Source organism: Maribacter sp. PR66, assembly GCF_028464205.1.
Taxonomy (GTDB): domain Bacteria; phylum Bacteroidota; class Bacteroidia; order Flavobacteriales; family Flavobacteriaceae; genus Maribacter; species Maribacter flavus.
The window spans coordinates 62,309-75,202 of sequence record NZ_JAQPCH010000009.1 but is presented as its reverse complement, the minus strand read 5'-3'; the positions used below and the strand labels follow the sequence as shown (position 1 = coordinate 75,202).

The window sequence follows — 12,894 nt, the reverse complement described above, 5'->3', positions numbered from 1 at the left end:
TTTGCAACGGCTTTTTTGTAAGGCAAAATAACCTTATTTAGGCATTACCACGCCATCAATGGCATGTACTACACCGTTTGAGGCATCAACATCGGCCATTACAACTTTGGCCATGCCACCTTTGGCATCTTTCAACATCACATTTCCGTCTGACAAAGATAGGGTAATATCACCTCCCGCAACCGTCTTAACATTGAATTCGCCATTGTTATCGTTTATCGCCTTGATTACGTCCTTGGCCATATACTCACCGGATACTACGTGATAGGTCAATATTCCTTGTAACGTAGACTTGTTTTCCGGCTTCAAAAGACTTTCAACTGTACCATCGGGCAAGGCACTAAAGGCACTGTTCACTGGCGCAAACACTGTAAAAGGACCTTCACTACTTAAGGTTCCTACCAAATCGGCAGATTTAACAGCGGTTACCAACGTGGTAAAATTCTCGTTTCCTGCGGCGACCCCTACGATATTGTCCGATTGGGAAAAACCCGCGGTCAAACAAAGAAGGAAAGCGCATACTGTGGTAATTTTTAAAATTTTCATAGTTCTTTTTTTTAGATTTATCCAAATGTATGCGATTGATTCATAGCATAATCTTAATTTTTGTTTAATTAATTTTTAAAATAGTTAAACATTATTAAATTGTTTTAATACCTAGCCAATGTTACCTAGAAGAAAGTTCCTAACCGCCGCCCTAAGCCTATCAGCCTATCAAATTGTATCCGGAAAAGGGTTTTCCAAAACTGCAGACCCGCTCAAACTAACAGGTAAATTGTATCCGAAGCCCTTAAAAAAAGGTGCCACCATTGGATTGATAGCCCCTGGATACCGATTTGCCGAAGAAACCTTGACCAAGGCCAAGTCGGTGCTACGAAAAATGGGATATAATGTCTATTGTACGGAAAGGCTATCCAAACCATATGGTTATTTCAGTAATACCGATGAAGAACGGGCAACCGATCTCAACCATATGTTCGAAAATAAAGTTGTGGACGGCATACTTTGTATACGAGGAGGATACGGATGCACCAGAATCATGCATTTGATAGATTATGGGGTGATAGCCTCCAATCCCAAGGCCCTAATTGGCTTTAGCGATGTTACCGCTCTTTTGAACGGTATTCATCAAATGACCGGTCTTATCACTTTTCATGGACCGGTAGGAAGTACCCTTGATGATGGTTATTCCCAAAAGTCACTCATCGATATCGTTCAAAAGCCCAAAGAAAATAGGGTGATACGAAATGCCAAGCTTACGAAGGAACAGCTTATAGATGCGGAATATGAACGCTATACCATAAACCCGGGCGAGGCAAAAGGTGAACTTTGCGGCGGAAGCCTTACTTTGATCAATGCCCTCATAGGTACGCCCCATGAAATTGACTTTACGGATAAGATCGTATGTATAGAGGATGTGGAGGAGTCACCGTATCGAATCGATAGGATGTTAACCCAATTAATTGAAGGTAAAACGTTTAAAAAGGCTTCGGGCATCCTTTTTGGAGTATGCAAAGGATGCAATACAAGTAACAATCCCAATTCTTTTACCTTAAAGGAAGTAATACTGGATAGGATAAAACCACTGGAAATTCCCGCAGCTTATGGCTTTAGCTTTGGACATGTGGAACAGAACTTTACCTTTCCCATAGGAATGGAAGCATATTTTGATGCAGACCGTTTAAAATTGAAAATAATTCAAAAACCAGTTACAAAATAACAATCCTAATTCGCCACTTCACTGATAAATTTCAACCTGTAGAGTCGTAATTCCTCATCCTCATATTCACCATCAAATTCCTTCATGGCCTCTTCCAGGTTGTCAGTTTCCGCTTCTAGAAAATATTCGTGGATTTCCTCCTGTTGGTCTTCGTCCAAGACCTCATCTATCCAATAATCCAAATTCAGCTTGGTGCCGCTGTAGACAATTTGTTCCATTTCCTTGATGAGTTCAGGTATTTCCAAACCTTTGGCCGAAGCGATGTCATCCAGCGGTAGTTTCCTATCCACATTTTGGATAATGTACAATTTCAACCCTGAATTGGCCCCGGTACTTTTTACCACAAGGTCATCTGGACGGATGATATCATTTTCTTCTACATACGATGCGATAAAGGACACGAAAGGGGTACCGTACTTTTTGGCCTTGCCCTCGCCCACACCATGGACATTGAGTAGTTCTTCCAAGGAAATCGGATATTTAAGTGCCATGTCCTCCAATGAGGGGTCTTGAAAGACTACAAATGGGGGCACCCCTAGTTTATTGGCCTGGGACTTTCTCAGGTCCTTCAATTGCTTGAGCAATTTTTCATCGGCAACACCACCGCCTTTGGAGGCCCCAACAATCGCGTTGTCATTTTCGGCATTATAAACGTGGTCTTTTGTCATCAAGAAGGAGTGCGGATTATTCAAAAACTCCTGGCCTTTTTCGGTTAGGTGCAGTACTCCGTATTGTTCGATGTCCTTGCGTATATAACCTGCAACCAAAAACTGCCTGATCAAGGCCATCCAATGGCTCTTATCCTTGTCGGACCCAATCCCAAAAAACTCTTTTTCATTGGTTTTGTGGGAACTTATCAATGCGTTGTTTTTTCCTCTAAGGGTATTGACTATTTCCTTTGATTTGAATTTTTCACTGGTTCCCTGGACCACCCTAAGCAATTTAAGGGCATCGTCCTTGGCCTCCACCTTTTCCTTGGGATTTCGGGTGTTGTCATCCATATCGGCACCATCGCCGTTTATCTCATCGAACTCCTCCCCAAAATAATGGAGCATGAATTTTCGGCGGGACATGGAAGTTTCGGCGTAGGCAACTACCTCCTGCAACAAGGCATTGCCTATTTCCTGTTCCGCAACCGGTTTTCCGGACATGAATTTTTCCAATTTTTCAATATCCTTATATGAATAAAAGGCCAAACAGTGGCCTTCGCCCCCGTCCCTACCGGCCCTACCGGTTTCCTGATAATAGCTTTCGATACTTTTGGGGATATCGTGATGGATGACATACCTTACATCTGGTTTGTCTATTCCCATCCCAAAGGCGATTGTGGCTACTACTACATTTACATCTTCCATCAGGAACATGTCCTGGTATTTGGATCGGGTCTTGGCATCAAAACCCGCGTGATACGGAACGGCACTGATTCCATTTACCTGAAGCACTTGGGCGAGCTCCTCAACTTTCTTACGGCTCAAACAATATACAATGCCGGATTTGCCTTCGTTCTGCTTTATGAATCGGATGATATCCGCATCCACATTGTCCGTCTTGGTCCGCACTTCGTAGAACAGATTGGGACGGTTAAAGGATGCTTTAAAAACGGTGGCATCGGTAATACCAAGGTTTTTGATGATATCCTCCTGCACTTTTGGGGTTGCGGTGGCCGTGAGACCGATCATAGGTATATCCTCTCCCAATCTGGCAACGATGGCTTTTAAGTTTCGATATTCCGGTCTAAAGTCATGGCCCCATTCTGAAATGCAATGGGCTTCGTCCACGGCTACAAAGGATATTTTAACCGAACGCAGAAACTCTACGTTCTCGTCCTTTGTAAGCGATTCCGGTGCCACGTAGAGCAATTTAGTGGTACCGTCCGTAATATCCTTTTTAACCTGTTTGATTTCGGTTTTGTTCAAGGAAGAATTAAGTACGTGGGCAATTCCCATTTCGGCCGAAACACCCCGCATGGCATCCACTTGATTTTTCATCAAAGCTATCAAAGGGGAGACCACTATGGCCGTTCCTTCCTGCATAAGCGCAGGCAATTGATAGCACAAGGACTTTCCTCCGCCCGTAGGCATAATTACAAAGGTGTTCCGTCCCTCCAAAATATTTTTTACAACGCCTTCTTGAAGTCCTTTAAACTGAGAAAAACCAAAATATTTTTTTAGCGCGGCATGTATATCAATCTCATTCAAACTTATACAGTATTTCAAATTTACAGCGTCGGATTATGGCGAATGGCCCCGACCCCGAAAGAAATTAAATAATTATTTCAAACAATCTGATAGAACTAAAATATTGATGGATAGATACCCAATCAAATTAAGTTTACGTAATTTTGTAATCTTAAAGATAACACATCTTCACAAGAATACCATTGATAAAATTAAATAATACATTGACATCCAAGAGCACAATTCTTGAGTTGGCGAAAAGGACTATTGAGAAGGAACGGGATGCTATTGGGCACTTGGCAACCTTATTGGACACGAATTTTTCCAATGCCGTCGATTGTATCTTGAATTCCAAGGGACGCGTGATTATTTCTGGTATTGGAAAAAGCGCCATTATTGCCTCAAAAATTGTCGCAACGCTGAACTCCACGGGCACTCCTGCCATTTTTATGCATGCGGCCGATGCCATTCACGGAGATTTGGGAACCATCCAGGATGACGATGTAGTGATTTGCATTTCCAAAAGTGGCAGTACTCCAGAAATTAAGATGTTGGTACCTCTCATCAAAAGGGGCAAAAATACCCTGATCGGGATGACAGGAAACCTGGAATCCTTCTTGGCGAAACAGGCGGATTTTGTCTTGAACACCTTTGTGGAAAAGGAGGCGTGCCCCAACGATCTGGCACCCACAACAAGTACTACGGCGCAATTGGTGATGGGCGATGCCTTGGCCATTGTTCTTTTGGAACTGAGAGGTTTTAGTAGTGCCGACTTTGCCAAGTACCATCCAGGAGGGGCTTTGGGCAAAAGAATGTATTTAAGGGTAGCCGATATTGCCCGCAACAACCAAATACCAGCGGTTCAGGTTTCCGCCGATGTCAAGCAGGTTATCGTGGAAATATCCGAAAAAATGTTGGGGGTTACCGCTGTTCTGGATGACAAAAAAGTAGTAGGCATCGTAACCGATGGTGATATCCGTAGAATGCTGAACAATCATGATAATATCAAGGGGCTAACTGCAGCCGATATCATGACCACACAACCAAAAACAATTGAGATGGACACCCTCGCCATTAAGGCATTGGAAGTGATGCAGCAAAAAGGCATCTCCCAATTATTGGCCATGGAAAAAGGCGAATATAGCGGCGTGATCCATTTACATAACCTTATAAACGAAGGTATCATATAATGGCAAAAAGTACGACTTCCCCAGATGAGATGTCCTTTCTGGACCATCTGGAAGAACTAAGATGGCATTTAATACGATCTACCTTGGCGGTAGTAATCATTGGCGTCGTAGCCTTTGTATTTAGTAGGTTCATTTTTGACGTCATCATCTTTGGACCTTCGCAAATGGATTTTCCAACTTATAAATTCTTTTGTAGGGCGGCTACATACATTGGGATTGAATCCGACTTCTGTAAGGATCAATTACCTTTCACTATTCAAAGTAGGACCATGTCCGGTCAATTTTCAGCGGATATTTGGACGGCTATTTGGGCAGGAATTATAATTGGGTTTCCCTATATCCTCTATGAACTTTGGAAGTTCATTAGTCCTGGGCTATATGAAAAGGAACGCAAACACTCCAAAGGCTTTATTTTAATCGCCTCTGTTCTATTCTTTCTTGGAGTTTTGTTCGGTTATTATGTCGTAGCCCCATTATCAATAAACTTTTTGGGAACCTATCAGGTAAGTGAACGCGTTTTAAACGAATTTGATTTGGATTCTTATATTGGTACCGTAAGGTCCGCAGTACTTGCTTGTGGTGTGCTGTTTGAACTACCCATTATTATTTATTTCCTCACCAAGGTAGGGTTGGTAACACCTGAAATCATGAGGAAATACCGAAAAATAGCATTGGTAATAGTATTGATCCTGTCCGCAGTGATTACACCTCCCGATGTTGCCAGTCAAATCATAGTGGCAATTCCGGTACTTATATTGTATCAAGTGAGTATTTATATTTCCGCCAGAGTACTGAAAAGCGAAGCTAAAAGGGAAGCAAAAAGAGCCAAAAGAAATGTCAAATCCAGTTGAGGAATTTAATGCCTATCGTTCCAAAATGAACGAGAAGCTATTAGCGGACAATAATAAGATAATCAAACGTATCTTTAATTTGGATACCAACGCCTATGCTCCCGGCGCTTTGGACGTAAAGACCAAGGAACTATTGGGATTGGTCGCTTCCGCAGTGCTACGATGCGATGATTGCGTAAAATACCATTTGGAAAGTTCCTTTAAGGAAGGGGCTACTAAAGAAGAGGTCATGGAAACTTTGGGTATTGCCACCTTGGTAGGCGGAACCATAGTAATTCCCCACTTACGAAGAGCCTACGAATATTGGGAAGCGTTGGAGGAAAATCAAGGTTAAAGATTTTATAATTGCTTTTTCCCGCCAGTAAGAAGGATTAGATTTGAAAAAATGAAGCTAAGAGCAGAAAATATTATGAAGTCCTACCGTGGCCGCCAGGTCGTTAAGGGCATTTCCCTTGAGGTAAATCAAGGTGAGATTGTAGGGCTTTTAGGTCCAAATGGTGCCGGTAAGACCACTTCTTTTTACATGATCGTAGGACTCATCAAGCCGAATGGTGGAAATATCTATTTGGACAGCATGGAGATTACCAATTTCCCTATGTACAAACGTGCCCAGAACGGTATTGGGTATTTGGCACAAGAGGCTTCTGTATTTAGGAAATTGAGTATTGAAAAGAATATCCTGAGCGTTCTCCAGCTTACCAAGCTGAGTAAAAAGGAGCAGCTCATGAAGATGGAATCCCTGATCGAGGAATTCGGTCTGGGACACATCCGTAAAAATCGTGGTGACCTATTATCCGGTGGGGAACGACGACGTACGGAAATTGCCAGGGCTTTGGCGACCGACCCAAAATTCATATTGCTTGATGAGCCATTTGCCGGGGTGGACCCCGTAGCCGTGGAGGATATCCAACGCATCGTAGCCCAATTAAAGAACAAGAATATCGGTATTTTGATTACGGACCACAACGTTCAGGAGACCTTGGCCATTACGGAACGTTCCTACCTCATGTTCGAAGGAGGTATTCTTAAGTCGGGAATACCAGAAGACCTGGCCGCCGATGAAATGGTACGAAAGGTATATTTGGGCCAAAACTTCGAGCTGAGAAAAAAGAAGCTCGATTTTTGAGTTGTTTTATGTAATATACTTATTGACTAGAATCTACTCTAATTATTTTGTTGGTTGAAAATAAAGAACCATCAGAAGCCATGCCCTCGATAAATAGTTCAAATTCCGTCCAACCCTTACCATCAAAAATAATGTCGACCTTCCCATTTTCGTCGAGAATAATACCTGGCTCCCAATGAATGGTTCCAAAATTAATAAAGGCATCGTCTGTAACACTAGCGTAATTGGGAACATGGAAGTCTTTTACCGGAGCAAAGCCATTTTTTACGGTGTGCAGAAAAAACCTTGACTCCTTTTCAACTTTTACATCCTCCCCTTCGCCCCAAATCTTCCGGTACAATCTTATAACACCGCCTCCCGCGCCTGGTTCTGCATTTCCAGACTTATCTATAAAATAAGCCCCTATTTCATCCGTCAAAATATGTTCTATATTATTAAAATCGACTTGAAGAATGTCATCTACATACAAAGCTGGTGAGACGCCATTTCTAAGGTTGACAATGGATACTCGACCCTCATATAAGCTAGTCCAGTCGATAATAACCCTAAAACCATTGGAGCGGATAATGTCCATAAAACGGGGATACATTTTTCTTTCCCGCTCCGTAATCTCGGTTACACGATTTTCGTTAACGACCGGACTGATTAAGTAATCATTTCTCTTTTTCTTCTCAACTACCGTGGCTTCGTTCAAAACTATGGTTTTGTCAGGCATTATAAAATCTTCCAGGTTATACGCTTCGCTATTGTCCTTAGCAACAATCTCTGTAATATATTTCTCAACACTATTTATTTTATCGACCCTAATGCCATTATCCAGCCTTACATATAAATTGGGCCTTGAAAGTTTTCCATTTGAATTGATTGTGGTGAATTGTAATTCATCACCATTTTCAAAATAATAGTTCTTTAATACAAATTCTTCCAAATCTTGGGACAACTCAATCCTTTTTGGGTATGGCTTGTCACCAATATACAGTAAAAGATTCTCATTTCTTCCCAGTTCAAAATTCAGCTTGCCGTAAAGGTCCACTCCTGTCCTGGAATTATTCTCTTTTCTTGGTGAATTATTGAATATGTTCTTCCAATCGTAACGGGACCAACCTTGCGTTAATAACAATAGGTCCAAATCATTTTCCCTTTTCTTTGAGGTCTCCGTAAAATAATACGAAGGATGCTCAATATTTTCATTAACATAAGGTTCCAATAAAAAAGAACTAGAAATATTTTTCTTTTTTTGATAGGCTTTCGTTCCCAAAGGCAAAATTGAAGCACTTAAAAATTTTAAGCTTTTGGAGCTATTTTTTGCAAATAGGGTTAATTGCACAGAATCAAATTTCTTTGACTTTACGTTTATGTTTAAATCATTATTCTTTTTTGAATCCCCAGAATTAAAGACTAGCCTTTCGACCACAGGAATTCCCGTATTATCAACCAAGGTTACAATATTCATTCCCGGGTTTAACTCTTCGGAATCAAAAATATAGGATACAAAGGTTCCATCCTTTGGAAAGTTAATATCCATATGCTTAAGAAGTCCATCTCTATGGAACAATAAGGAATACGTTTTTTCACCAATCTCACTCCTAGTTAAAGGATTCATGCCCAAAGTAATCTGTATTTTATTTTCAGAAAGCCTTTTGACATTGATGCCTATTCCCCTTTCTTCTATCTCCGGTAGGAAGAATTGCCTTATTCTGCCTTCGCTGTCGATTAAACTTGTACTGTAGGTCTCTTCTTTTCTAGGCAAGAAATTAAACCTGGCCAAACCAAACATATTGGTTTCAAAGCTCGCCACGGTATCACCTTTACTTTCCACCAAATAGCCCTTAAATTTTTCGACACCCTGGCCCGATCGATTTTCAACTTTAACCCCTACCGTCGCAGGAACATCGCTTACTAGGGTACCTCCCTCGGGCAGAAAATTTATGTCCAAAATATCTTTACTATTTTCTAATACAGTCTGAAATCGATTTATAACCCTAAATTTTTGAATAAAAGAATCCTCTTCTTTCAAGTTTTGCAAAATACCGGTTGTTGCCTTTAGGTAATAAAGCCCGGCAGAAAAAATAGAATCTATCTTGATTTGTCCTTTTGATATTCCATTTTCACTAATGAAAAGTTCCTTTTTGATTTGATTGCCTTCTGAATCATAGACACCTACATAAAGATTCAGTCTCTCGTTATAAGGGAAGCCAGTCAAAGGATCATAAATATAACCATTGAACCATAGATATTCCCCCTGCACATAATCGCTTTTATTCGTATGTAAAAAGACTAAAGGCCTCGGCATACCAAAATAATCACCGATTGCAGGTTTGACCCTGTTTTCAATGCTTAAATTCTGTGAATATAAGGTTGCACATGCGAAGACCGACAAAAAAAACAAACAACTTAATGAGCGAATAGTATAATTCATGTTACAAATACGAATTAATTATTGATCTAGCCAAGGTGACTTTGTTATGACAAGTATCTTTTGTTAAAGTTTTTATATTCAGAATTTCAATCCCTTCGAAGTAGCTATTATCAACCTAAAATGTTGATTTAATAGATGTTAATAGCCTTATTAGTTTATAATAATAAATGAAAAGTACATCCTATGAATCTTACTCAATTAACCGGTTATCTAAAAAAACGTTGACCTAATCCGGACTAATTTCAACATCCTCCATTGTGGAATAAAGAGTACCATCTTCACCAATTCCCTCAATGAATATTTTCATGCGCTTGATGTCTAGGTGTTGAAATACGAATGTACCATTACGTCCATCAACTATTTCCAAACTGGGGACCCAGTGAATAGTTCCAAAATTTTTAAAGGAGTCATCACTGACGCTGGCATATTTGGGCACATAGAATTCTTTCACCTGGTCAAAACCATTTTTTACAATATGTTTAAAAAATTCCTTATCGGAATATTTTCTTCCCAAACCTGCAGCATCCTGGTCAACCCCCTTCTTAGTGTATACCCTTATCACTCCTCCTGCGGCACCAGGTTCCCCGTTTCCAGACCTATCAATAAAATAGCTTTCCAATTGGCTAGTGGAAAAATCTGTCAATATATTGAAATCTGAATAAGGTATGTCATCCACGTATAATCTTGGAGAGGGAGGTGTCAAAGAAAGTGCCAAGGGTCTTTTGGACGTAATACGAATGCGGTCATAGCCCGTATTGGGTGCCTCCCACACATTAAATCCACTGGACCGTATCAAATCCAATAGTCTAGGGAAATTGCCTATGGTTTTCTCTGTAACTTTAACGAGTTTATCCGGAGTAAAGTTGGGACTCACATAAACAGGGTCCTCCTGCCTGCTTTCTACGGTTACCTCATTCAATGTGATGGTATTATCTGGAAGTACAAAACTAAAATTGCCACTGTAATCATTTACTTGATAATCAAAGGTAGACATTTGCCTTTTATTAGGCAGTTTATGTAGAACATCCGATTTTGTTCCGTTATCGACCCTGACGTATAAATTTGGCCTGGAAAGCCTTCCATTGGCATCTACTACCGTAAACCTGAGTTCAGTTCCTTTTTCAAGATTGTAATTTTCAAGAAAAAAACTTTTGGAACCTTCTTTTATTTTTATCATTTGAGGAAGAGACCCCTCTCCAGGATATAACATAATCCCTTCATTTTTTCTAAGCTCAAAATTAAGTTGGCCCAAAACATCTACGCCAGTCTCAAAACCATTTCTTTTATCTGGAGCAATCTCAAAAATATTCTTCCATTCATAACGGGACCAACCTTGTGTCAATAGAAGTAAATCCAAATCCTTTTCGGTTTTTTCGGATACATTTGAAAAATAATATTTAGGATTTTCAACACTTCCGGACAAATATGGAGTTAACAAAAAGGTACTTAAAATGTTGTAATCATGTCGATAAGCCTTAGTTTCTGCCGGTAAAACCGAGGCGCTTAAATATAAAAACCCTTTTGATTTTCTTTCCAAATCAATATGCATGGATACTGAGTCGCGATCAACATATCCAAGTGATGTTTTCAATTCTCCCTGCTTTATGCTATTCCTATTAAATACCAGTCTTTCCAACAGAGGATTTCCATAGCTGTCTATTAGTGTAATAATGTTGGTACCAGGATGTAAGGACTCCGAGTCAAGAACATAGGAAACGTAATTTTTATTCGATGGAAACACCACCTCCATATGTTTTAAAAGCCCATCCCTGTGAAAAAGTAAACTAAATGGCTTACTTCCCATTTCAGCCCTGGTCACGGAATTGGTTCCCAAAAGAATCATTATTCGATCAGAAGAAATTCTCCTTATGGACATTGCAATGCCTTTGGGTTTGGACTTGGGAAGCAAAATTTTTTGTTTTTTCCCTTGAAAATTATCCATTGTTGCAGAATACAGAATTTCCTGCTGAGGTAAAATCTCAAACTTCGCGTGGCCAAAATTGTTTGTAATGAATGCTGTTATGGAATCACCGCGATTATTTCTGATGATCCCTCTTGCTCCTTTAACACCGTTTCCATGAGAATTTATTACCTTAACCCCCACAGTACCCTGTACATCCGAAACCAAATATCCTCCCTCTGGTAAAAATTGGACATCTAATTCTTCGTCTTCGATTCCTTTTATTTTGGTAGGCCCTTGAACGACATCAAATTGGGAAATGAACGAATCATCTTCTTGAAAATTACGCATCCAGCTGGTCGAAGCCTTTATATAATAAGTTCCCTTGTCAAAAGTGGAATCAATCAGTACTTGTCCAAGCGCTAATCCATTCCTACTGATGAAAAGCTCCTTTTTTATAGGTTGGCCCACGGAATCATAAATTCCTATATAAAGGTTAAGCGGTTCCTTTAAAAGATTGTTCTTTAGTCTGTTATATAGGTAACTTTTAAACCAGAGATGCTCTCCTTCAACAAAGGCACTTTTGTTCAAATGCAAAAAAACTGAGGTCCGGGGCATTCCAAAATAGTCCTTAAAGGCAGGTTTTATTTTATTCTCCACACTTAAATTCTGAGCATTAAGTGAAGTAATCAAAAAGGTGGAAATTAAAAACCAGTATTTAATGGACCGGTAAACTATTTTCAGTTTTTCGCAGAGCATACTCTTTAAAGATAATCATGCAGACCCTAATGACAATTTTAGATTGACAGTTTTACCTATATTTAACAAGTCATTTACATCTTTAAAAAGTTGGGAAAAAGGGAAATTATCAAAGGTTGGATTTCCTGAAATTCCTATACCACTTTAGAAAAAACATAGTACAACTGTGCCGCTATCTCCAAACTTCGCTCCATGTATTTTTGAGATTGGAGATTGGTTCCATCAAAAGCTTTTGGATCATCAAAGGTCATTGGAATGCGCTTTTCGGCTCCTGGAATATAGGGACAGTTTTCATTGGCGTGCCCACAGGTCATAATGGCCGCGAAATTGGAGTCCGGATTAAAGGCATGATCATAGGTCTTTGAAAAACCGATGATGGACAGGCTATTATCTCCATATTTGATGGCATACACTGGATTCCCACCCTCCGATAATTTGCTGATTCTAAATCCAGCACCTTCCAACGTATCCAAGACCTTTGGAAACAAAGCCGTTGCTTCCGTACCTCCGGAGTAACAAGCCACTTTAGGAATATCAAAATAGGCGGCTAGGGTCTGTGCCCAAATTTGGGATAAATGGCTTCTTCGAGAATTATGGGTACAAACAAAATTCAGGTTAATGGGCTCATCCTCATCCCTTTTTTCCTGAATGTAATCGATCAACGATTGTAAAATTGGGGTACGGACCGCATCGGGCGTATATCCCTTAAGTTCCTTGATGCCTTTTTTTAGTTCCTTGAACATAGCTCACAC

At 40.2% G+C, this 12,894-nt stretch carries 10 protein-coding genes; 5 read left to right on the top strand and 5 right to left on the bottom strand.

Features of this window, described 5'->3' with window-relative positions; all coding sequences use genetic code 11:
• Positions 1–33: 33 nt before the first annotated feature.
• Positions 34–546, bottom strand: a complete 513-nt coding sequence (locus PP181_RS14805) for a fasciclin domain-containing protein (protein ID WP_138257647.1) — start codon at positions 544–546, stop codon at positions 34–36.
• A gap of 118 nt (positions 547–664) precedes the next feature.
• Between PP181_RS14805 and PP181_RS14800 the strand changes: the two genes are divergently transcribed.
• Positions 665–1,720, top strand: a complete 1,056-nt coding sequence (locus PP181_RS14800; RefSeq protein WP_272637657.1) for a S66 peptidase family protein — start codon at positions 665–667, stop codon at positions 1,718–1,720.
• A 5-nt stretch (positions 1,721–1,725) separates the two neighbouring features.
• Here PP181_RS14800 and recQ read toward each other — a convergent pair whose 3' ends face one another.
• On the bottom strand, positions 1,726–3,924 hold the full coding sequence (recQ, locus tag PP181_RS14795; protein ID WP_154918454.1) for a DNA helicase RecQ: 2,199 nt from the start codon (positions 3,922–3,924) through the stop codon (positions 1,726–1,728).
• A 197-nt stretch (positions 3,925–4,121) separates the two neighbouring features.
• On the opposite strand from recQ, the gene PP181_RS14790 reads away from it, so the two are divergent.
• From PP181_RS14790 to lptB, 4 genes are read left to right on the top strand one after another with little or no spacing between them, the layout of a single operon-like run.
• Positions 4,122–5,087 carry a KpsF/GutQ family sugar-phosphate isomerase gene (locus PP181_RS14790; protein WP_138257645.1) on the top strand — a complete coding sequence of 322 codons (966 nt, stop codon included), beginning with the start codon at positions 4,122–4,124 and terminating at the stop codon, positions 5,085–5,087.
• Positions 5,087–5,938 carry a twin-arginine translocase subunit TatC gene (tatC, locus tag PP181_RS14785; RefSeq protein ID WP_138257644.1) on the top strand — a complete coding sequence of 284 codons (852 nt, stop codon included), beginning with the start codon at positions 5,087–5,089 and terminating at the stop codon, positions 5,936–5,938. The genes PP181_RS14790 and tatC overlap by 1 nt, the downstream gene beginning before the upstream one ends.
• A complete protein-coding gene (locus tag PP181_RS14780; protein ID WP_154916662.1) occupies positions 5,922–6,272 on the top strand; it encodes a carboxymuconolactone decarboxylase family protein in 351 nt (116 codons plus the stop codon). Before tatC ends, PP181_RS14780 begins: the two co-directional genes overlap by 17 nt.
• Positions 6,273–6,323: 51 nt before the next feature.
• A complete protein-coding gene (gene lptB / locus PP181_RS14775) occupies positions 6,324–7,064 on the top strand; it encodes an LPS export ABC transporter ATP-binding protein (RefSeq protein ID WP_138257642.1) in 741 nt (246 codons plus the stop codon).
• 19 nt (positions 7,065–7,083) lie between these two features.
• On the opposite strand, the gene PP181_RS14770 is transcribed toward lptB, so the two are convergent.
• The 3 genes from PP181_RS14770 to PP181_RS14760 form a co-directional block, all read right to left on the bottom strand.
• Complete coding sequence (locus PP181_RS14770; protein ID WP_272637656.1) at positions 7,084–9,357, bottom strand: hypothetical protein; 2,274 nt, start codon at positions 9,355–9,357, stop codon at positions 7,084–7,086.
• A 352-nt stretch (positions 9,358–9,709) separates the two neighbouring features.
• On the bottom strand, positions 9,710–12,076 hold the full coding sequence (locus tag PP181_RS14765) for a hypothetical protein (RefSeq protein WP_272637655.1): 2,367 nt from the start codon (positions 12,074–12,076) through the stop codon (positions 9,710–9,712).
• 200 nt (positions 12,077–12,276) lie between these two features.
• Positions 12,277–12,885, bottom strand: coding sequence for a protein-tyrosine-phosphatase (locus PP181_RS14760; RefSeq protein ID WP_272637654.1), 609 nt, complete (start codon positions 12,883–12,885; stop codon positions 12,277–12,279).
• Positions 12,886–12,894: the final 9 nt, after the last annotated feature.

Coding starts and splice junctions, on each gene's coding strand:
- PP181_RS14805 (WP_138257647.1), bottom strand. CDS start 546: ATGAAAATTTTAAAAATTACCACAGTATGCGCTTTCCTTCTTTGTTTG.
- PP181_RS14800 (WP_272637657.1), top strand. CDS start 665: ATGTTACCTAGAAGAAAGTTCCTAACCGCCGCCCTAAGCCTATCAGCC.
- tatC (WP_138257644.1), top strand. CDS start 5,087: ATGGCAAAAAGTACGACTTCCCCAGATGAGATGTCCTTTCTGGACCAT.
- PP181_RS14780 (WP_154916662.1), top strand. CDS start 5,922: ATGTCAAATCCAGTTGAGGAATTTAATGCCTATCGTTCCAAAATGAAC.
- lptB (WP_138257642.1), top strand. CDS start 6,324: ATGAAGCTAAGAGCAGAAAATATTATGAAGTCCTACCGTGGCCGCCAG.
- PP181_RS14770 (WP_272637656.1), bottom strand. CDS start 9,357: ATGCCGAGGCCTTTAGTCTTTTTACATACGAATAAAAGCGATTATGTG.
- PP181_RS14760 (WP_272637654.1), bottom strand. CDS start 12,885: ATGTTCAAGGAACTAAAAAAAGGCATCAAGGAACTTAAGGGATATACG.